Source organism: Micromonospora sp. NPDC023814 (assembly GCF_040639595.1).
Classification (GTDB): Bacteria; Actinomycetota; Actinomycetes; order Mycobacteriales; family Micromonosporaceae; genus Micromonospora.
In genome coordinates, this window is the sequence record NZ_JBFAAF010000020.1 from 26,459 (window position 1) to 47,753 (window position 21,295).

A 21,295-nucleotide genomic window follows, 5' to 3' on the forward strand; every position below is an offset into this window, starting at 1 on the left:
CGCCCAAACCGGTCGGGGCAGCACGGTGACCGCCCTGCCGGCCGGTTGGCGGCGGGACGGTCGGCGATGAGGGCGCACGAGCTGCACCACCAGACCGGACGGGTCCTCGTGGTGGTCTGCGACAAGGGGGAGGAGGCGGTCGAGGCCGTGGGGGCGGCGTTGCGTGAGCAGCGGATACACGCCGCCCGGGTGACCGCCGTCGGCGGCTTCGCCGACGCCGAGGTCGGATGGTTCGACCGGGAGACCGGCGACTACCGCCGGATCCCGGTACGCGAGCAGGTCGAGGTGCTCTCCCTGCTCGGCGACGTTGCCGAGCAGGGCGGGGAGCCGGCGCTGCACGTGCACGCGGTGCTCGGCCGCGCCGACGGCAGCACTGTGGGCGGGCACCTGCTTCGGGGCCGGGTCTGGCCGACACTGGAGGTGATGATCTCCGAGGTGGCGCCCGAGTTGGCCAAGCGGGTGGACCCGGAGACCGGGCTGGCACTCATCTCGGGCACGGGCGGCGGGTAGACCGCTCAGCCGGGCGACGGGCAGGGTGCCGCCTGACCCAGGGTCACCGCCGTCTCCAACATCAGCGCGTGCACGAACGCCTGGGGCAGGTTCGCGCGCAACTGCCGCTGCTGCACGTCGTACTCCTCGGTGAAGAGGCCCGCCGGGCCGCAGGCGGCCCGGCTACGCTCGAACCACCGGTTCGCCTCCACGACGTCGCCGGCCTGCCACGCGGCCATCGCGGCCGCGAAACCGCAGAGCAGGAACGCTCCCTCGGCGTCCCCCAGTGGGCGGCTGTCGGGGCGGAACCGGTACAGGTATCCGTCGCATTCCAGCTCCGCCAGGATCGCCCGCCGGGTCGCCTCGGTCCGCGCGTCCCCTGACGGCGCCGCGCCCCGGATGCCGGGGAAGAGCAACGCGGCGTCGACCCGCCCGTCGTCGTACGCCCGCTGCCAGCGCCCGGACGGGTGCTGCCCGTGGGCTGCCGCGTCGGCGAGGATCGCATCGGCCAGGGCCAACCATCGTCCTGCCTGTCCGCCCGGCGCGACCCCGGCCGCCGCGCGCAGTCCGGCCACACAGATCAGCTTCGAGTGGGTCCACTGGCGGGGCGGCAGTTCCCAGATGCCGGAGTCCGGCTCGCGCCAGCGTTTCCCGATGATCCGGGCCGTCAGCTCCAACGCCCGCCACGAGTCCTGGTCCAGCCGGTCGTGCCGCCCGGCGACGGCCAGCAGCAGCAGCGCCTCGCCGAGGACGTCGAGCTGGAACTGCCCGCGGATCCAGTTACCGACCCGCGGCGGCGCCCCTGGATAGCCGGCCAGGTAACCCAGCTCCTCCTGGTCCGGGACCGGGTCGCCGTCGACGGTGTAGGCGGGGGAGAGCCGATCGCCGTCGGCCAGCACCCGTTCGGTGAGGAACGCGACTGCGTAGTCCAGCAGGTCGTACCGGCCGATGAGCGCCGACGCCCGGCCGGCGAAGGTCTGGTCCCGGAGCCAGGCGTACCGGTAGTCGAAGTTGCGCCCGGCCAGCGCCCGCTCCGGCAGTGCCGTGGTCGCCGCCGCCACCATCCCCCCGCCCGGCTGGGTGAGGCCGCGCAGCACGACGTACGCGAAAACCGCGTCCCGCTGGGCGGGGCCGCCGGCCAGCGGGGGTGCCGATTGCCGCCAGGTGTACTCGGTCGTCCGCCACAGCTCGAAGGACTCGGGCGGCGCCTCGCCGAGCGGGCGGGTGGCGATCTCCAGCACCAGATCGTGCCGCCCGCCCGCCGGTACGGTGATCTCGCCGCAGAGCGGGCCGTCCTCGGTCCGGCAGAGCATCTCTCCACCGCTGTGCGGCCGATCCTGGCAGGTCTGATTTCTTCCGGGTGCGAACAGGGGCGAGCGTTGCCTGACGCGGCAACTGTTCCGGGCGTTAGCCTCCGAGCCATGAGGTTCGCTGCCGGTCCACCGACCCGCTGGGTCATTGAGCTGCACTCTGGCGCGGTCGTCGAGGTGGCGGCCGATGGGTACAGCCGGACGGACGGCGACCTCGTGTTCTCCATCCTGGCGGACGCAACCCTCGCTGAGCAGGCCGAAGTGCGCGTGCTCGGACGGGCACCGGCTGACCCCGAGCGGGTGATTGTTCTCGTGGCACGGATCCCGGAACGCGAGGTGGCCGGTCTTCATGGCGGAGAGCCCTGGCCGGCTGCACAGCAGGGAAGTGCAGCAACCGAGCCAGCCGCAAGGGGGCAAACAGAGTCGGGTACTGCTGCCTAAGCGTATACCGGATCGCTACAGGGCTGCGTCGATCGCACGGCGGTGCGGTTCTCGCTGTTCGGCAACGGGTGGTGAGGCACAGCGTGCGGTGATCGGGATCCGGACAGCCGGTTCCGATCACCGCACGGCTCAACCGTGGTCAGCTCGTCCGCGGCTCACGCGGCGAACGCGGCGTCGATCGCATAGGTGTCTTCGTACATGTGATAGGTCGTGATCTTGCCGTTCTTGACTCCGATGTGCAGCGCGAAGTGGTTGGTGAACGTCTTCCCCGTGGCGAGGACCTCGAACTTGTTGTGCCCGAGCACGACCGCGTTCTCCCCGTCGACGACCGTCGCCGTGACGTTGTACTCCTGAGCCGGTCCGAGTACGCGTCCGAACGAGCCGAAGAAGTCCGGCAGCTCGGCCGGGGTGGAGCGCTGCCCGGACCAGGGGATGTTGGGGGTCCCGTTGACCGCGAAGTCGAACGTGTCGGCGAAGAGGTCGACGAGTCCGGGTACATCACCGGCGCCGAATCGCGCGAAGAAGGATTCGACGACGGCGGCCGTGCTGGGAGGTGTCGCGTTGCTCATGCGGATGGAACTCCTTCAGTGAGTGACGGGGTTGGAGCAGCGTCGCGTGCGAGGGCGGGCCTCAGGCGACGACGGAAAGGACGATCTTCCCGGTGGTGCTGTTGGTCTCGCCGCGCTCGTGGGCTTGAGCCGCCTCCCTCAGCGGGAGAGTGGTGTCGACGAGTGGCCGCAGCTGCCCACGAGCGACGAGATCCGCGACCGCTCTCATGCCCGCATGATCGGGCTCGACGAGGATTCGGGTGGCGCGGACGTCGAGTTCCTCGGCAAGGTCGGCGGGGAAGTCCGGGGCCATGGGCAGAAGCGAGATGAGGATCCCGCCCCTGCACAGGGTCCGGAGTGAGCGCGGGGTGTAGTCCCCGCCGACGGTGTCGAGCACGACATCGATGTCTCGGAGGACGCCGAAGTCCTCCGTCGTGTAGTCGATCAACTCGTCCGCGCCCAGCCCGCGAAGAAGGTCGTGCTTGCCGGCGCTCGCGGTGCCGACGACCCATGCGCCGCGCGCCTTGGCGATCTGCACCGCCAGGTGCCCGACTCCGCCGGCGGCGGCATGGACGAGGACGCGCTGGCCCGGCTGGATGTCGGCGGTGTCGACGAGAGCCTGCCACGCGGTCAGGGACGCCAGCGGCAACGCCGCGGCGGTCGTGTGGTCGATGTTTGTCGGTTTACGGCAGAAGTGCCGGGCGGGGGCGGTCACGAACTCCGCGTACGCGCCCGCCGGATGCGGGAAGCGCGGCATGCCGAACACCTCGTCGCCCGGCGCGAACAGGGTCACCCCGGGCCCCACCTGCTCGACCACCCCGGAGACGTCGAAGCCCAGGACGAACGGAGGGAGCGCGCCGGTGGCGAACTGGCCGCGGGCGCGGGTCTTCCAGTCGGTGGGGTTCACCCCCGCGGCGTGGACGCGGACGAGGACCTCGCCGAGTGTGGGGACCGGACGCTCCATCTCGATGATCTTCAGGACGTCGGGTGCCCCGGCCACGTCCTGGCTGACGGCGAGCATCCGGTCCGGCACTCGCCCTGAGCTGGTTGTCACTGTGCTCCTCACCTGTCGTGTCGGCCGCATCAGGCGGCCGCGCCCGTCCAGCATCTCCGGAGGGGCAGGGCCCTACAGTGGCCAGATGGACAACATGTGTCAGGATCTGGCCATGCATCGCGTCGTTGTGCTCGCGCTTCCCGGCGTCGTCCCCTTCGAGCTGGCCATCCCCTCGCGGCTCTTCGGTGCCGCCCTCGACTCCGACGGCAAGCCGCTGTACTCGGTGACCACCTGCTCGCTCGACGGCGGCCCCGTCGACACGTCGGCCGACTTCGCGATCGCCGTGGACCACGACCACACGGCGCTGGCCCAGGCGGACACCGTGGTGATCCCTCCCTCCGCGAGCGGGCGGGAGTGGGGCGAAGAGAAGGCACTTCCTGCGCCGCTGCGTGACGCGCTGGGGCTTGTCCGCCCCGGCGCGCGCGTGATGGCGATCTGTACGGGTTCCTTCGTCCTGGCGGCGGCGGGCATCCTCGACGGCCGACGGGTGGCCACTCACTGGCGTGAGTCCGACCACCTTCAGAGCCTCTACCCGGACCTCATGGTCGATGCCGATGTTCTCTTCATCGACGACGGTAGCGTTCTCACCTCGGCGGGCGTCTCGGCGGGAATCGATCTGTGTCTGCACGTGATCCGACGGGACCACGGCAGTGAGATCGCCAACGAGGCGGCGCGTTCCTGCGTCGTCCCACCCTGGCGCGACGGGGGTCAGGCCCAGTACATCCGGCGGCCCGTGGTCGAAGCGGACACGACGACGACGGCACCGGCCCGAGCGTGGGCGCTCGAACACCTTCATCGCCCGCTGGTCCTGGCTGAGCTCGCCGCCCGGTCGAACATGAGCGTGCGGACGTTCAGCAGGCGGTTCCAGGACGAAGTGGGGGTAAGCCCGATGACCTGGCTCACCCAGCAGCGGGTCGAACGCGCCCGGGAACTGCTCGAGAGCACGGACCTCCCGGTGGACAGGATCGCGGAGCAGGCCGGGTTCGGATCGGGTGGTTCGCTCCGGCAGCACCTGTTGGCCGCCACCGGGGTGTCGCCGCGTGCCTATCGGCGAACGTTCCGCGCGGCGCCGGTGGGAGACTAGCGCGCACGACAACCGGTCCTACCGGGCTCCAGATGTCGTCAGCAGGAGGCAGCCCGGGATCGCTGTGTCGACGGGCGTCGTCCCACGGGCGGTCCCGGGCTGGCGTACTAGCTAGATCGGCTGCTGTCCCGGCTGCGTCACGACCATGCGCCGGCCGCGGCAGCCCTCGCGGCGTAGGTGTCGAAGTCGATCGGGTCGCGTCCGAGGAGTCGCCGCACCGCGTCGGTCGGCTCGGCGAGATACCCGGCGCGCACTCCCGCGAACATGGCGTTGAGCGCCGTCGCATCGGCCGTCGAGTAACCACTGACCTACCTGACCGACTGGCGAATGACACTCGCCGCCGACATGCTGGCCGAGACCACCGAGACGGTCGCCGCCGTGGCGCGCCGGCTCGGGTACGCGGACGCCTTCGGCTTCAGCGCGGCCTTCAAACGGATCCACGGCGTGAGCCCCGGCAAGCACCGCACGCTCGCACAATCCCCGGCAGCGAGCGGTCAGCCGCCCCCGGGACAGGCCCCTCGCCAAACCTCTCCCGCTGGCGCGCACGACCAGCCGCCCCCTCATGGCAGCCGCTGACCAGCCCACCACGCCGCTGACCCCGTTCGGGATGCCGCTCGTACGGTCCCTATAGTCCCCTTGGTGACGGCTCCATCAGTGTTGCAAGAGTCATTGCGCGATCCGGTGTTCTGGGCGCGGTACACCTTCGCCCACGAGGAGGGACCCGGGGCGGATCGGCTCGGTGACCTCGAAGGCCTGCTGGACGACGACGATGATGACGATGCGGATGAGGACGCCGCCGACTCGTCGCTCGACGTGGCCTTCGAGGTCGGCGATGGCCACCACGTCGTCCTGAGCATGGATGCCTCGGTCGACTCCTACAGCCTGGAGGTCACCACCCCTGACTCGGCCGAGCCGGCCGAGCTCGGATGGGACGATCTCGCACACTGGCACCCGTACGCGTTGCGCTGGTCCGAACTCGACCTGATCTGCCGGGCGATCGCCGCGCGGGATCCGCAGCTTCAGCACCCCGGGGTTCCGCTGGCCCTGCTGTGCCGATTCGCCGCCGTCTTCGACGATGACGACGTGGACCAGGCCGTCGCCGCCGTCGACGAGGCATACGTCGCATTACGCCCTCCGCAGTGGGAGGGCTACTGGCCGTGCGGCGCCGACTGGCTCGAACGCGCCGACTTCCGTGGTCAGAACGTCATCTGGCAGCGGGACGAGGCCGGCAACCTGTGGGCCCACCAGGACGACCGCCACGACGAACCCTTCTACAGCACCCGGCTGGGGCCGGACGCCGGCACGGGCGACGGGTTTCCACACGCCCCGCTCCGGGCCGTGCTGAACGCTGCCACGGCGACGGTGGGCGACGCGCGGCCCGACGGTGCCGGACGCAGCCGTTGATCCATCCGGTCACGGGCAGGTGCCGACCACCGTTGCGGCTGGTCGCGGGGTAGCGACCCCTGGTTCCGCTTCAACGTTTGGGTTGCGGAGTGCCAGGGATCAGCCGCTGCGAGGGGCGTACATGATGACGGCGACGCCGACGAGGCAGATGGCTGCGCCGATGATGTCGTAGCGGTCGGGGCGGAACTTGTCGACGACCATGCCCCAGGCGAGAGAGCCGGCGACGAAGACGCCGCCGTAGGCGGCGAGGACGCGGCCGAAGTTCGGGTCGGGTTGGAAGGTGGCGACGAAGCCGTAGAACCCGAGCGCGATGATTCCGGCCGCGATCCACAGCAGCCCTCGGTGCTCGCGCCAGCCCTGCCACACCAGCCACGCGCCACCGATCTCGGCGAGCGCGGCGAGCAGGAACAGCAGGATCGAGCGGGCGACCGTCATGCGTCGGACCGTAGCGGAAGCACCTCCCGGTCCGCCGGACGCCTCACTCCGCCGGGCCGGCCGCGCGGTGGTCAGGGATGGACCCGCCCGAGGAAGTCGCGTACGAGTGGGACCACCTCGTCGAGGTGCGTCTCCAACAGCCAGTGCCCGCCGTCGAGCAGGTGCAGTTCCGCGTCGGGCAGGTCGCGCAGATAGGCGCGCGTGGCACCCTCGGGCATGTAGCCGTCGTGCGGTCCCCAGACGATCAGCGTCGGCGGCTGGTGGTCGCGCAGGTACGCCTGCTGACGGGGGAACCAGGCGACGGTGCTGCCCTGGTCGGCGAGGAGGCGGACCAGATTGGCGCGGCGCTGCGGGGTGGCGGCGGAGGCCGCAGCGAGCCGCCACAGGTCGGGGCTCACCCGGTCCCTGAGCCGGTCGGGCAGTTCGCCCAGGAACTCGCTGCGGAAGCCCTCCTCGCCGACCGCCGCGGCGAGGCGCTCCCGGCCCTCGTCGGTGGGGCTGCGCCAGAACTGCTTGAGCGGCTCGTACTTGGGGCCGTGCTGGTCGGGATAGATGTCGCCGTTCTGGATGACCAGGCCGGCGACCCGCTCGGGGGCGGACATCGCGAGGCGCAGCCCGAACTGGCTGCCGTAGTCCTGGAGGTAGATGACGTACCGGGTCAGGCCCAGCGTCTCGGCGAACCGGCGGAGCAGTTCGGCGTGGGCGTCGAAGGTGTACGCGAACCGGGCCGGGTCGGGTGCGTCGCTGTAGCCGAAGCCGGGCTGGTCCGGCGCGATCGTCCGCCACCTGTCGCCGAGGGCGGGCAGGAGGTGACGGAACTGGAACGACGACGCGGGATAGCCGTGCGGCAGCAGCACCACCGGCGCCTCCGCCGGCCCGGCCTCCCGGTAGAAGATCGTGATCCCGTCGACGTCGACGGTCCTGTGGTGCACGGCGGCGTGGCCCACCATCGTCTCCTCACCGGGCGGTTGGGGCGGCTCCTCTGACGCTGCCAGAAAACGATCCCGCGCGCGGGCAGCGCGGGGATCCGACGTGGCACAGGGCCTTCCATCGGCGGGGACGGGCGCGACATGGCCCGGGCGGTACGGCCCGCAGCACAGTCTTCTCGGGCCACCCGGTCCGGCGGTGTCGACCGTTCGGATCGACGCACTGTCACCATGCCGACACAGGAGTTGTGAGCATTTCCCGCGATCGATGTGCTGGCGCGGACCAGCGCCGTCGGTGACGGCCATCGGAAGAACGAGGTGGCTCATGGTGGCTCTACGACGGCTGCTCGCCGTGGCGATCGCGACGGCGGTGACCGCCGCGATGGGGTTGGTGTGGACGGCGGCCCCCGCACAGGCCGACGAGGCGTGGGAGAGCGCGTTCAAGAACCTGATGTCCCGCACGGCCACCTGGGCCGACGGCGGACTGTCCCAGCTGGGGCTGCTCGGCCAGCCGCTGCCGTTGCTCGGCGTCAGCCCCGGCGCGCTCGTCGACGCCGACACGCTCGTGGACAAGGCGTCCGACGCGTTGGCCAGCGGCCTGACCAAGGACGACGTCGACCTCGGCGGCGGCACCCGGCTCACCAGCTCGGTGAGCACCAGCGGCGGCGACCACCTGCTGGACGTGCTGCTGACCACGAAGCGCGAAGTGGTCGACAAGGACCTCACCCTGGCCGGGGTGACGCTGGACAAGGCGGTCAGCGTCACCGGCTGGGCCACCCTCCACCTGCGGGCCCGGCACACCGCCGCCGGGGAGACCTACCTGGTGCGCAACGGGGACACCCCGCGCATCGACATCGACGCGGCGGCGCGGCTGCGCGCCGACCTCGACCAGGCCACCGCCTCGGTCGGCATCCTCGGGGTCACGCTGACCGCCGGCAGCACCCTCACCGCGCGTACCCACCTCAAGGTCACCGTGACCGACCCCAACGGCGACGGCCGGCTCACCTTCGACACGGCCGCCGGCGCGAACACCGGCGAACTCGGCGCGGCCGGCTCCCTCGCCGGCCTGGTGCAGGTGGCCCTCGACAACTCCGGCGGTGGGAAGATCTCCGACACCGAGACCGAGCCCGGCCCCGGCTCGGTGCACGGCGTGGTCAAGCTCGGCGCGGCCGTCTCCGGCGCGCCCTTCGCGCTGCCCGCCGTGGCGGCGACCGTGAACGTCGACTGGAACGACATCTCCGTCGGCACCCCCACGGTGACCACCACCGGCCTGGACGAGACGATCGCCAAGTTCCGCAACATGAGCCCGCTGGACCTGGCCTCCGGGCTCGCGCAGCTCGCCACCCTGCTCAGCGGCATGCAACAGAGCGGCCCGGCCGGCAACCTCAACCTGCCCTTCCTGCGCGGCACGTTCGCCGACGCGGTGAAGGTCAACGAGAAGCTCACCGACTTCCTCCGCAAGTACGTCCACCCGCGGCCGGACGACCCGCAGTTCGACCCGGACTCCGACGATCCGGCCCTGGCCGGGCAGCCGAAGTTCAGCTCCATCCAGCAGTTGCTCGCCCTGCTCGCCGCCGAGGGGCTGCCGGTGGACAACCTCTCCTTCGACAACGACAAGCTGGTGTTCCGGGTCAAGCTGGAGCGTGAGTCCACGGTGGAGGTTCCGCTCGACCCGGGTGCCGCGGAGCTGTCCGGGCGCGGGGCGACCTTCACCGCCAAGGGCTTCAGCGTCAGCGGCAGCCGGTTCACGCCCGGCCAACTGGTCGGCCAGCGGGTGGTTGCCGGTACCTCCGCCGGCACCGTCGCCGCCAACACCGCCAACTCCGTCACCCTCACCCAGGACTGGATCGGCGGGCAGCCGCCGAACGACAGCGTGTGGGTGATCAGCGGCTCCAGCCCGAACATCGGCGCCGTCGAGCTGGCCGGCACGCTCGCCAAGCCGGTCGGCGGCGACAAAAAGGTCGGCCTGCGGGCGGCGAACGCGCAGGCCAGCTTCGCCAAGGTCAAGCCCCGCTACAGCGCGTCCGTCACGCTCGTGCTCGACCTGCGCGACGGCATCACCGACCCGAAGGCCAACGTCGACCGGGTGCTGCTGCGCACCGACCCGACGACGCCGCTGTTCGCCGCCGACTTCCCGATCACCACCGGGGTGGACTTCTTCGCCACCGCCGGCTTCCTCAACGTCAAGCTGGCCGGCGACCTCGCCGTCGGACCGGCCGCCGCCGGCGAGCGGATGCTCCAGGTCAGCTTCAAGCAGGCGCAGGAGATCAGCCTCGGCACGCTCTTCGAGCGGTTGAAGTCCGACCCGGGGAACCTGCTGGCCGTGTCGTCGTCGGTGAAGACCACCGGCCGGGTCACGGTCAGCGTGCCCGGCGCCACCGGCGCCCTCGGCGAGGGCATCGGCGTCGACGTGAGCTGGACGGCCGGTGGGCAGCCGGTGGTGGACACCTCGGCGCTTTCCGGGCTGTTCGCCGTCGACTTCAACCCCGACGACCCGAAGGCGCTCTTCGCGGTCGTCGTCGAGGCGCTGCGGCTGATCAACGCCGCGCTGTCCCAGCCCGGCGGCGGCAGCGGCCCGCTGGACAAGGAGATCCCGCTGCTCGGCCGCTCCGCTCGGCAGCTGCTCGGCGCCGACGAGAGCGGCGTCGGCAAGGACATCACGTTCGTCGCCGACGGGGCGAACTTCCTCCTCAAGGACGCCTCCCGCGACGGCGACTCCGGCTTCGACGCCCGGCTCGAGGGCCGGACGGTCGTGATCGGCAGCAAGGCGTACCGGGTACTGAAGCAGATCGACGGGCAGACCCTGCGCGTCGAGGCGGCCGGTACGCCGAAGCCGGCCGACGGCACCGCGTACGCCCTGCGCCCGGAGCTGGCCGACGCGCTGGACCGGCTGCTCGCCTCGCCCCCCGACAACCTCCAGGACGCCCTGGACATGCTCAACGGGGCCATCGGCGAGGGCAGCGGGATCAGCCTCACGCTGGACGAGCGCGCGGGCGGGCCGTTCCTGCGGCTCGGGCTGGACTGGAAGCGCAAGTTCCACACCGGTGGGCCGCTCAACTTCGCCTGGGACGCCCACCGCGAACTGATCACCCTGGACAGCTCCGGCACGTTCGCGGTCGACGTCGACGCCCGGGCCCAACTCGGCCTGCTGCTGCCCCTGCGGCTGAACGCCGCGCCGCTGCTGGACCACAGCTCCTCGGCCAGCGTCACCGTCGCGGGCGGGGTCACCGACGCGGCGATCGCGGCGCGGGTCGGGCCGCTCGCCCTGGACCTCGGCAAGGACCCGGACTTCGCCACCGTGAAGGCCAACCTGAGCGTCGGCCTCGACGGCCTGAGCGAGGACGGGCCGATCACCGGCTTGCTCGGGCTGACGCCGAAGTTCACCACCGCCGGCGTCGACTGCGGCGACGGGGTCGGCGGCACGGACGTGCCGCTCTGCGCGAAGGCGCCGCTGTTCGTCAACAACTGCGACCCGGCCGACGACACCAACCTGCTCACCTTCACCGTCGGCCTGGACCTGACGCCCACGGCCGGCACCCCGAACCTCGACTCCTGCTTCGCCAACCTGTCGCTCAAGCTCACAGACTTCAACGTCGGGATCGACGGGTACCTGGCCAAGGTCGAGGAGGCGCTGCGGCTGGCCAGCTTCGACGGCAAGCTGCCCCTGGTCGGCGACGACCTGCAGCAGGGCCAGCGGTTCGTCGCGCAACTGCGCGAGGACGTCAAGGCCGCGATCGGGCCGGTGCTGGCCAACGCCACGCTCGACAGCGCGGGTGTGCAGGCGGCCCTCAACGAGGTGCTCGCCGACCTGGACCCGGGCGTGAGCGCGGTGGTCAGCTGCCGCAGCGGCGTCACGGCGCCCTGCGCGCCCGAGGACTTCCAGGCGATCCGGATCAAGCTCACCACCTCCAAGGGCGCGCCCTCCGCAGCCGACGGGTGCAAGGACGCCAGCGCGTCCGACGAGTGCCTCAAGCTCAACGTGCCGCTCGACCTGGGCATCCCCGGCCTGTCGCTGAAGGCGAAGAAGGGCGCCCCGGACGGCATCCAGGCCAAGCTGGGCTGGAAGCTGCACCTGGACCTGGTCCTGGACCGGGACGAGGGCTTCTACGTCCCCACCCACGACGGGGACACCTCGCCGGAGGTGCAGGTCGGCGCCCAGTTCGACATGACCGGCGACCTCGCCGCCCAGCTCGCCTTCATCCAGGTGAAGGCGACGAAGCGGGCCACCGACCCGCTGGTGAAGGCGTACTTCGGCATCGACCTGAAGGGTTCGCCGGGGGAGAAGAGCTGCTTCGACCCCACCGTCATCGCCGACTGCACGGCCAACCCGGACGACCGGCTGACCCTGGCCGAGTTCGCCGACCTGGGTTCGCTGCTCGCCACCGACCTCACCGCCGAGGTCAAGATCGACTGGAAGCTGGCGGCGGCGGTGGACACCGGTGGCGAGGACTCCGCGCTGCCGGGCATCAGCGCCACCTTCGGCCTGCAGTGGGGCCTGACGCACAAGCGGGGCGGGCTCACCGCCACGGGCGACGGCGTCACCACGCCACTGAAGGTGACGTTCACCGACATCGCCCTGGACGCCGGCGCCTTCTTCGACAAGATCCTCAAGCCGGTGGTGGAGAAGCTCAAGGCCGTCACCGGGCCGCTGCAGCCGGTCATCGACACCCTGTACGCGCCGATCCCGGTGCTGTCGGACCTGTCGAAGGCCACCGGCGGCCCCGACATCACCCTGGTCTGGCTCGCCAAGACCTTCAGCACCCTCAACGGCGGTCCGAAGCTCGACTTCATCGACACCGTCCGCGCCGTGGTCAGGTTCATCAACCGGATACCCGACTGCGACTCCGGCTGCTCCATCCCGCTCGGCGGGTTCAAGATGGACAGCGACAAGGCGCTGACCACGGAGGTCTCGCCGGCCTCGGCCGAGAGCCTGATCGACCGCACCTCCGAGTACAACCCGGCCTCCGGCGCCCAGGTGAAGGCGCGCGTCGACGACGCCGCGGGCGACGACGGCGAGAAGCTGTTCACCCCGGCCGCCGACGGCAAGAGCAACGCCCAGAAGACGGGCTTCAGCTTCCCGATCTTCGACAACCCGGGCTCGCTGTTCGGGCTGCTGCTCGGCCAGGACGTCGAGCTGATCAGCTTCGACTCGGGACCGCTGGCGCTGGGCTTCAGCTGGCGGCAGTCGTTCGGCCCGGTCTACGCGCCGCCGCCGGTCTTCGTCACGCTGTCCGGCAGTGCCTCGGTGACCGCCCGGTTCATCGCCGGCCTGGACACCGCCGGCATCCGGCATGCCGTCGAGGCGGCCACCGACGGCACGGCCGTCGACGCGGTGAGCCTGCTCGACGGGCTGTACTTCAAGACCGCCGACAGCAGCGGCAAGCCCGTCCCGGTGGTCACCCTGCGCGGTGAGATCGCCGCCGGGGCCGAAGTGAGCGTGCTGATCGTCAAGGTCGGCATCGAGGGCGGCATCCAGCTCACCGTCGGCTTCAGCTGGAACGACCCGAACAACGACGGGAAGTTCCGCACCAGCGAGTTCCTCCAGGCGCTCCTGGTCAACCCGATCTGCCTGTTCACCACCAGCGGGCGGCTTTCGGTCTTCCTGCGGGTCTACGTCACCATCGACCTGTTCCTGTTCAAGAAGAAATTCGCCTTCACCCTGGTCGACGCGACCCTGCTCGACTTCCGGGCCCAACCGGACTGCTCCCCGCCGCCACCGGAACTCGCCGGCACCGTCGGGGACACCCTGGTCGTCTTCGCCGGCAAGTTCGGCACCAAGGACCAGCGCGGCGACAAGGCGTGGGACAACGGCGCCGACACCTACGCCGGTGACGTGGTCAAGGTGTACGCGCTGCACTACGCCGACGCGGACACCCCGGGCGCCACGGACGACTTCGACGGCTTCGCGGTGGAGGCCCTGGGCCGCCGGCAGGAGTTCCTCGACCCGGCCCTGACCCGGGTGGTCGTAGACGGGCGCGGCTACGAGGTCGCCGACCCGGACAAGACGTCCCTGTCGGTGCTGCTCCTCGGTGACGGCGACACCAGCGGCGACGGCACGAGGACCTCCGCGTTCGACAAGACCGCGGTGGTGCTCGGCTCCGACGGCAAGGACCGGATCCGCACCGGGACCGGGCCGGCGTACGTGGACGGCCGCGGCGGCGACGACGTGATCGTCACCGCCGAGGCGGCCGGCACGATCAGCCGGGTCGCCGGCGGCGCCGGGAACGACAGCATCACCACCGGCGACGGCGACAACGTGGTCGCCGGCGACAGCGGCCTCGGCGGCACCGACCGGGGCGCCACCACCGTGCGCACCGGGGCCGGCGACAAGACCCTCAACGGGCTGGTCGACTGGACAACCCTGGACGCCCCCACCGGCGACCACGCCGGCGCGGACGACCACGTCACCGTCGGGCACGGCGCCAGCACCGTCCACGGCAACGGCGGCGACGACGTGCTCGGCGTGCTCCTCGACGACCGGCCCAACGGCGGGAACACGCTGGTCGGCGGACCCGGCGCGGACACCGTCAACGGCGGCCGGGGCGACGACACCATCCACACGTACGACACCGACGTCCCCGCCGACGCGGACCAGGCCGGCACCGGCGACGCCGGGCTGGTCAACCAGGTCGACACCGGCGCCGGCCAGGACGCCGTGCACGGCAGCGCCGGCGTGGACCTGGTCGTCTCGCACTCGGCCAACGGCCAGACCGGCCGCGTCTACGGCTACGGCGGCGACGACGTGCTGGTCGGCGGCTACGGCACCGACGAGCTGTTCGGCGGCCCCGACGAGGACTACGTGATCGCCGAGCCCTCCCAGGTCGGCGAGCCGGACGGGTCGGACGGCTACGGTCCGTTCCGCCAGGTCACCCACGAGCCGCTGCCCGCGGGCACGCAGTCGCAGACCAAGCTGCTCGTCGGCGGACTCGGCAGCGACCACGTGATCGGCGGCGACGGCGGCGCGACCCTCTTCGGCGACCGGCACCTGCCCGCCGAGACCTGCGCCGACGCCACCCTCGCCGACGCCCAGCCGGCCCCCGCCGACCAGGGCGCCGCCGACCTCGTCCTCGGCGGCGCCGGGGTCGAGGTGGTCTCGGCCGGTGGCGGCAACGACCGGGCCGACCTCGGCGGCGGCGACGACCGCGCCTGCGGCCAGCTCGGCGACGACACCCTGCACCTCGGCGGCGGCGCCGACCGGGCCTGGGGCGCGGCGGGCGTCGACCAGCTGCACGGCGACGACGGCGACGACCTGCTCTTCGGCAACGCCGGCGACGACGGCCTCTTCGGCGGCACCGGCGCGGACACCGCCGAGGGCAACGCCGGCGGCGACCAGGTCTTCGGCGGCCGGGACGGCGACGTGCTCTACGGCGGTGGGCGCACCGCCGGCGCGGCCGACGGCGGAGACCGCCTCTACGGCGAGGAGGGGCCGGACCGGATCGTCGGCGACAACGGCACCCCGCGCGTCGGCGACGTCGGGCCCTACCCGCTGGACCTGGCCGGCGACGCGGCCGGGGCCGGCGCCGGGGACGTGATCTCCGGCGGCGGGGACGACGACCTCGCCTACGGCGGGCTCGGCGACGACCGGATCAACGGCGACGTCGGGCACGACCAACTGGAGGGCAACAACGGCGCCGACCTGGTCCACGGCGACCACGGCCGGGACGAGATCGTCGGTGGCTCCGGCCAGGAGCCGGTTGCCGGCACGGGCCGGCCCGACGTCGGCGACCAGCTCCACGGTGACGGCGACAGCGACCTGATCGCCGGGGACAACGCCCGCTTCGCGCCGGCGGACGCCGACGCGACCCGGGTGACCCAGGGCCGGGCCGGCCCGCCGCGCAAGGTGACCCTGCTCGACCTCGGGCTCGCCCCGGCGGCCGGTACCAGCGGCGGCGACCTGATCTTCGGTGGGGACTCCGACGACGTCATCTTCGGCCAGGGCGGGCCCGACCGGGTGCACGCCGACGGCGGCGCCGACTTCGCCGAGGGCGGCCCCGGCGCCGACTGGGTCGAGGGCAACCACGGCGACGACGACCTCGTGGGCGGTTCCAGCACCGCGTACGACAGAACCGGGGCGGCCACCACGGGCCAGCCGGACACCGCCGACGCGGTCTTCGGTGGCCCCGGGTCCGACGCCGTCATCGGCGACAACGGCGCAGTGCTGCGCCCGCTCGCCGGCGAGCAGCCCACCTCGGCGACCGTCCGGGTCGGTGCCGGCGGCACCCTCTTCGGCCTGCGGATCGTGGTGCTGCTGGACCGGGCGGCGGCCACCGCCGGCCGGTACGGCGACGACCGGATCAGCGGCGGCGACGGCGTCGACACGCTCTGGGGCCAGGACGGCGACGACGCCCTGACCGGTGACGGCGACGGCGACTACCTGGAGGGCAACGGCGGGGCGGACGTCCTGCGTGGGGACAGCGCCCTCGGCGCGGCGGGACGGGCCACGGTCGCCCCGCTGCCCGACCCGGGCTGGCCGGGCGACCCGGCGGCCGTGGCCGACCTCGTCGGCGCCGGCGCGCCGGCCGGCCAGGACGACCTGATCGGCGGCAGCTCGGCCCCGGGCTTCCGGGACACCGGGGACGTGGTGGAGGGCAACGGCGCCGACGACGTGCTCCTCGGCGACAACGGGTCGCTGCTGCGGACCGTGACCCTGGTCCAGGGCGGCCCGACCGAGCGGGTCTACACCGAGCGGTACCCGACCGGCGCCGTGCCGGCCGACGCCACCCGGGCCCGTACCCACGATCCGGCCCTGCCCGGCCCGTCCACCCGGTTCTGCACCACCGCCCAGGCCACCTGCGAGCCGGCCGGCGCGTTCGGCGGCGACCAGCTCTACGGCGACGCCGGCAACGACGGCGTCTGGGGCCAGGACGGCGACGACACGATCCGCGGCGGCGACGGCGACGACGACCTCCTCGGTGAGCTCGGCGCCGACACCCTGTACGGCGACGACGGCCGGGACGCCGTCCTCGGCGACCGGGGCGGCGTGGTGAGCCAGTACCTCAACCCCGACGACGTGGCGGCGCTGGGCTTCACCACCACGCTGTCGTCGGTGCCGCAGGAGACGTACACCGGATTCCGGGCCGGCACCTACGACCGGCGCGTGGATCTGCTGCACGACACCGACGGGGACGCCTGGATCGGCAGCTCCACCTCGGCATCGATGCCGCACTCGGGGTTGACCGCCGGCTCGGCGGACCGCGTCCGGGGCGGGGCCGGGGCGGACAACATCCACACCGGGTTCGGTGACGACGTCGCCAACGGCGACAGCGGCGGCGACGAGCTGTTCGGGTCGGAGGGGTCGGACGTGCTGTGGGGCGGCAAGGGCTGCGACCCGGTGCTCGACGCGGCCAACCCGCAGTGCCAGGTGGACGGCGTCTTCAGCGCCGCCGCCCGGGGCGAGGGCGACCAGTACGTCGACCACCTCTTCGGCGGCGCCGGGGCGACCGACGGCCCGGCCGTGGCCGCGGTGCTCAGTTCCGACCTGCTGGACTTCCGTCCCCGCGGGTCGTACCCGGACAACTGCGCGGCCGGGGCCTGGCCGGTGGACCTGGCGTCGGGCACCGTCGACCCGTGCCTGTGGTTCGAGATGACGAACCTGGACAACGACGCCGTGGCCGACAACCAGCACCACCACGGCACCGACTGGATGTACGGCGGCTGGGACCGGGACGTGTTGCAGGGTGACGTGACGGCGAACGGCCCGAACAACGGTGACCGGCTCTTCGACTGGAACGGCGCCTACAACCTGTTCACCCACTGCAACTCGGCCTACGGCGGGTTCAACGACGTCCGCCAGCACAGCCCGGCCATGCAGGAGTTCCTGACCGGGCTGGCCTGGGCCTCCGGCGCCGGCCGAAGCGCGACCGACGTGACCACGGCCGGCACCTCGGCGTTCCTCGAGTTGTCGTACGTCTACCCGCGCGACAACCGGGAGCAGGGCGCCGGAGTGGCGTTCCCCGGCACCCCGGGGCACTTCGACCAGCCGTCCTGCACGGACTGACCGTCCGATCGGATCGGGGCCCGGCTCTCCCACGGGAGGGTCGGGCCCCGCTCGTCGCCGGTCCTTGGGCCGGCCGGCCGATCCGTCGTCGCCGCCGTTCCTTCAGGGCCGACACCGGCGCTTCCGTCCGCGCCGCGGCAGGCATCGTCAGCGCGATGTCGGTAGGGTCGCCCCGTGCATCGTCATCCCGCGTCCCTCGCCGGGCGCGCGCCAGAACGGGCGACCCGTTCGTGACCGGCTCGCACGGCGACGACGCTGTGTCGTTGGCCCGCCAGCTACCCGTGTTCGGCGCGGTCGCCCGAGCCGCTCGCCGGGCGGTGCGTCGGCAGGTGGACGTGCCGAGGCTGGCCGAGGCGCAGGTCGAGGTCCTGCGGACCGTCGAGGCGAACCCTGGTGTCGGCATCCGGTCGGTGGCCGAGCGCCTCCAACTGGTGCCGAACACGGTGTCGACCATCGTCGGCGAGCTGGTCGGCGCGGGCCTGCTGGTCCGGGAGCGCGACGAGGCGGACCGCCGCGCCGCGCGGCTGCGGCTCACGCCGGCGGCCGTCGAGCGACTGGCGTCGTGGGGAGCCGCCCGGGAGGAGGTGCTGTCGGCGGCGCTGCTGCGCCTCGACGACGCCGACCGCCGGGCGATCGGGCAGGCCGTGCCGGCGGTCCGCCGACTGCTGGCCGTCCTGGAGGCAGCGGCCGGTCAGGACGCCAGCCGCAGGGGCACCACGACCGGGCAGTCGGTGGCCGGGTCGCGCAGCACGGCGGACTCGACCCCGTAGAGCCGCCGCACCAGCTCGGTGGTGACGATCGCGTCCGGCGCGCCCTCGGCGACCACCCGGCCCGCGTGCATGGCCACGAGGTGGTCGGCGTAGCGGCAGGCCGAGGTCAGGTCGTGGACCACGACCACGACCGTGCGACCGGCGGCGGCCAGCTCACGGAGCAGCTCGAAGACCTCGAGCTGGTGACCCAGGTCGAGCGCCGCGGTGGGTTCGTCGAGCAGCAGTACGGGGGTGTCCTGCGCGACCGCCATCGCGATCCAGGCCCGCTGCCGCTGCCCACCCGACAGGGTCTCCAGGGGCCGGTCTGCCAGGTCGGCGACGTTGGCGGCGGCGAGCGCCCGGTGCACGGCCTCCTGGTCCTGCGCGGACCACTGCCGCAGCAACCCCTGGTGCGGCTGCCGACCGAAACGCACGAGGTCGGTCACGGTGAGCCCGTCCGGGGCCTCGGCCGACTGCGGCAGCAGGCCGATCGCGCGGGCCGCCTCGCGGGCCGGCAGCTTCGCCAGCACGCGCCCGTCGAGCAGGACGGCGCCGCCCTTCGGCCGGTGCTGCCGGCTGAGCCCGCCGAGCAGCGTGCTCTTGCCGCAGCCGTTCGGCCCGACGACGGCGGTGAGGCGACCGGGCGGCAGGGTCAGCCGTACGGCGTCGACGACGACGGTGCGCTCGTACGCCAGGGTCAGGTCGTCGGCGTGCAGGACGGCGGCGGCGGGTTCGGTCACGGGACTCTCCGGGGGCGTGAGCTGAGCAGGAGCCAGATGAGGTAGGGGCCGCCGACGACGGCGGTGACGAGCCCGACCGGCACCTCGACCGGGGCGGCGACCGTGCGCCCGAGGGTGTCGGCGAGTAGCACCAGTGCGGCGCCGGCGAGGGCGCTGCCGAGGACGGGGACGCCGCGCGGGCCGCAGACGCGGCGTGCGGCCTCGGGGGCGACGAGCGCGACGAGGCCGAGGGGGCCGCCGACGGCGACCGCCAGCCCCGCGCACGTCACGCAGACCGCCAGCGCGGTGAGTCGGACGACGCGGACCCGCACGCCGAGCCCGGCGGCCACCGTGTCCGGGAACCGCAGGGCCGCGAGCTGCCGGCCCACCAGCATCCCGGCCGGCAGGCACAGCAGGAGGCCGACGGCGAGCAGGGTGACCGGCACGGCGGGCCGGGCGTTCAGCGTGCCGACCGACCAGGTGAACGCGGCGTTGGCGGCGTCGATCGGCGCGCGGACGAGCATCAGGTTGGTCACCGCGCCGAGCACCGCCCCCACGCCGAGTCCCACCACGACGAACCGGTAGCCGGAGGTTCCGGCGCCGCCGGCGAGCCCCAGGGCCAGCGCGGCCGCGGTGGCTGCGCCGACGAGCGCCATGCCCGAGGGCGCGTACGTGGTGGCGACGCCGACGACGGAGGCGACGGCGAACGCGGTGGCCCCGTCGTCGATGCCGACCGTGCCGGGGGTGGCGAGCCGGTTGCGCGCCAGGGTCTGCATGAGGCACCCGGAGGCGCCGAGCGCGGCACCGACCAGCAGTCCGGCGACCAGGCGCGGCAGCCGGAGCCGCTGCACGACGAGGACGTCGGCAGGGTCGCCGACGCCCGCGATGGCGGGCAGCGACCGCAGTGGACCCATGGACACCGTGCCGACCGCCAGGGCGGCGCCGACGGCCAGCGTGAGCAGCACGACGAGGACGGCGCAGCCGATCGCGGCGCGTACGGGCAGCAGCACGGACATCCGGCCGAGCCGCAGCAGCCGGGTGCCGCGCGGGCCGGCGGGGACGGTGACCGGCGCGGCGGGGGAGGCGCTCACAGCGCGGGCACCCGTCGGGCGCGTACCACGGCGACGAGGACCGGGGCGCCGAGCAGCGCGGTGACGACGCCGAGCGGCATCTCGTAGGGCCGCACGAGCAGCCGGGACAGCACGTCGGCGGCCAGTACGACGGCCGGCCCCAGCAGCAGCGACGGCACCAGCACGCGACGCAGGTCCGGCCCCACCAGCGCCCGGGCGGCGAAGGGCACCACCAGACCGACGAACGCGATCGGGCCGGCGACGGCGGTGGCCGCGCCCACCAGCAGGGCCACGGCGACCACCGCGCCGAGCCGGACCCGCCGCGGGCGGTGGCCCAGACCGGCGGCCACCTGCTCGCCGAGGGCGAGGGCGGCGAGTGGGCGGGCCACCAGGAGGACCAGCAGGCCACCGAGCAGCAGCGCCGGGACGACCGACGCCAGCACGCCGAGGTCCCGGCCGGCGACCGCGCCGACGGTCCAGAACCGGACCTCGTCGGCGCTGCGCTGGTCGACGAGCAGCAGCACGGAGGTGAAGGAGCCCAGCAGGCCGCTCAACGCCGCCCCGGCGAGCACCAGCCGCACCGGGTCGTTGCCGACCCCGCGCAGCCGCGCCGCGCCGAGCGCGGCCAGGCACCCGAGCAGGGCACCGAGTACGGCGACGTGTGGGCCGAGCGTCGCGACGCTGCCGCCGAACGCGATGACCAGCACGACGGCGGTGGACGCGCCGGCGCTGACGCCCAACAGACCAGGCTCGGCGAGCGGGTTGCGCGCGGCGGCCTGGAGCACGGCGCCCGCCGTGCCCAACGCCGCTCCGACGACGACGGCGACGACCGTCCGGTCCCAGCGCAGTTGCCACACCGCGAACGCCGCCTCGGCGTCACCCGTGCCCACGAGCGCCCGCAGCGCCCGCCCGGGGCCCACCTGACCGCTGCCGAACAGTAGCGACGCGACGACGGCCAGCGCCAGTACGGCGAGCGGCACGACGATCCCCGCCACCCGAGGCCGGGGCGGGCCTGCCGTTTCCGCCTGCCGTGCCGGGGGACGGGGCACGGCCCGCCGGCGTTCCTGCA

At 73.1% G+C, this 21,295-nt stretch carries 13 protein-coding genes and 1 pseudogene; 6 read left to right on the plus strand and 8 right to left on the minus strand.

The genetic code is table 11. The features are described 5' to 3' along the window. Nucleotides 1–66 precede the first annotated feature (66 nt). Nucleotides 67–510: a PPC domain-containing DNA-binding protein gene (locus AB0G14_RS13510; RefSeq protein ID WP_357696976.1), complete on the plus strand. Its 444-nt coding sequence runs from the start codon at nt 67–69 to the stop codon at nt 508–510. A gap of 5 nt (nt 511–515) precedes the next feature. Here AB0G14_RS13510 and AB0G14_RS13515 read toward each other — a convergent pair. The 3 genes and pseudogenes from AB0G14_RS13515 to AB0G14_RS13525 form a co-directional block, all read right to left on the minus strand. Further along, a pseudogene (locus AB0G14_RS13515) lies at nt 516–1,784 on the minus strand (glycoside hydrolase family 15 protein); the annotation flags it as partial. A gap of 611 nt (nt 1,785–2,395) precedes the next feature. Beyond that, nucleotides 2,396–2,809: a nuclear transport factor 2 family protein gene (locus AB0G14_RS13520; RefSeq protein WP_357696978.1), complete on the minus strand. Its 414-nt coding sequence runs from the start codon at nt 2,807–2,809 to the stop codon at nt 2,396–2,398. 61 nt (nt 2,810–2,870) lie between these two features. Then, nucleotides 2,871–3,842: an NADP-dependent oxidoreductase gene (locus AB0G14_RS13525; protein WP_357696980.1), complete on the minus strand. Its 972-nt coding sequence runs from the start codon at nt 3,840–3,842 to the stop codon at nt 2,871–2,873. A gap of 85 nt (nt 3,843–3,927) precedes the next feature. Here AB0G14_RS13525 and AB0G14_RS13530 point away from each other — a divergent pair, with 85 nt between their 5' ends. The 3 genes from AB0G14_RS13530 to AB0G14_RS13540 all read left to right on the plus strand — a co-directional run bounded on the left by AB0G14_RS13530 (nt 3,928) and on the right by AB0G14_RS13540 (nt 6,330). Continuing rightward, the gene (locus tag AB0G14_RS13530; RefSeq protein WP_357696982.1) at nt 3,928–4,926 is read left to right on the plus strand and encodes a helix-turn-helix domain-containing protein; all 999 of its coding nucleotides are present in this window, start codon (nt 3,928–3,930) and stop codon (nt 4,924–4,926) included. 312 nt (nt 4,927–5,238) lie between these two features. Next, nucleotides 5,239–5,502: a helix-turn-helix domain-containing protein gene (locus tag AB0G14_RS13535; RefSeq protein WP_357697104.1), complete on the plus strand. Its 264-nt coding sequence runs from the start codon at nt 5,239–5,241 to the stop codon at nt 5,500–5,502. 63 nt (nt 5,503–5,565) lie between these two features. Then, on the plus strand, nt 5,566–6,330 hold the full coding sequence (locus tag AB0G14_RS13540; RefSeq protein ID WP_357696984.1) for a hypothetical protein: 765 nt from the start codon (nt 5,566–5,568) through the stop codon (nt 6,328–6,330). Between the two features lie 99 nt (nt 6,331–6,429). On the opposite strand, the gene AB0G14_RS13545 is transcribed toward AB0G14_RS13540, so the two are convergent. Together AB0G14_RS13545 and AB0G14_RS13550 are read right to left on the minus strand one after the other, a co-directional pair. Next, complete coding sequence (locus AB0G14_RS13545) at nt 6,430–6,765, minus strand: YnfA family protein (protein ID WP_350704311.1); 336 nt, start codon at nt 6,763–6,765, stop codon at nt 6,430–6,432. A gap of 71 nt (nt 6,766–6,836) precedes the next feature. Further along, nucleotides 6,837–7,712 (minus strand): alpha/beta hydrolase, encoded by an 876-nt coding sequence (locus tag AB0G14_RS13550; RefSeq protein WP_357696987.1) that lies wholly within the window; start codon nt 7,710–7,712, stop codon nt 6,837–6,839. A gap of 304 nt (nt 7,713–8,016) precedes the next feature. Between AB0G14_RS13550 and AB0G14_RS13555 the strand changes: the two genes are divergently transcribed. Beyond that, the gene (locus tag AB0G14_RS13555; protein ID WP_357696989.1) at nt 8,017–17,688 is read left to right on the plus strand and encodes a calcium-binding protein; all 9,672 of its coding nucleotides are present in this window, start codon (nt 8,017–8,019) and stop codon (nt 17,686–17,688) included. A 230-nt stretch (nt 17,689–17,918) separates the two neighbouring features. Further along, complete coding sequence (locus tag AB0G14_RS13560) at nt 17,919–18,458, plus strand: MarR family winged helix-turn-helix transcriptional regulator (protein WP_357696991.1); 540 nt, start codon at nt 17,919–17,921, stop codon at nt 18,456–18,458. On the opposite strand, the gene AB0G14_RS13565 is transcribed toward AB0G14_RS13560, so the two are convergent. The 3 genes from AB0G14_RS13565 to AB0G14_RS13575 are packed head-to-tail and all read right to left on the minus strand — an operon-like array spanning nt 18,380 to nt 21,206. Next, the gene (locus tag AB0G14_RS13565; protein ID WP_357697106.1) at nt 18,380–19,138 is read right to left on the minus strand and encodes an ABC transporter ATP-binding protein; all 759 of its coding nucleotides are present in this window, start codon (nt 19,136–19,138) and stop codon (nt 18,380–18,382) included. The two genes, AB0G14_RS13560 and AB0G14_RS13565, sit on opposite strands and share 79 nt — an antisense overlap. Nucleotides 19,139–19,173: 35 nt before the next feature. Then, nucleotides 19,174–20,247, minus strand: coding sequence for an iron ABC transporter permease (locus AB0G14_RS13570; protein ID WP_357696993.1), 1,074 nt, complete (start codon nt 20,245–20,247; stop codon nt 19,174–19,176). Further along, nucleotides 20,244–21,206 (minus strand): iron ABC transporter permease, encoded by a 963-nt coding sequence (locus tag AB0G14_RS13575; RefSeq protein WP_357696995.1) that lies wholly within the window; start codon nt 21,204–21,206, stop codon nt 20,244–20,246. Before AB0G14_RS13575 ends, AB0G14_RS13570 begins: the two co-directional genes overlap by 4 nt. Nucleotides 21,207–21,295 lie beyond the last annotated feature (89 nt).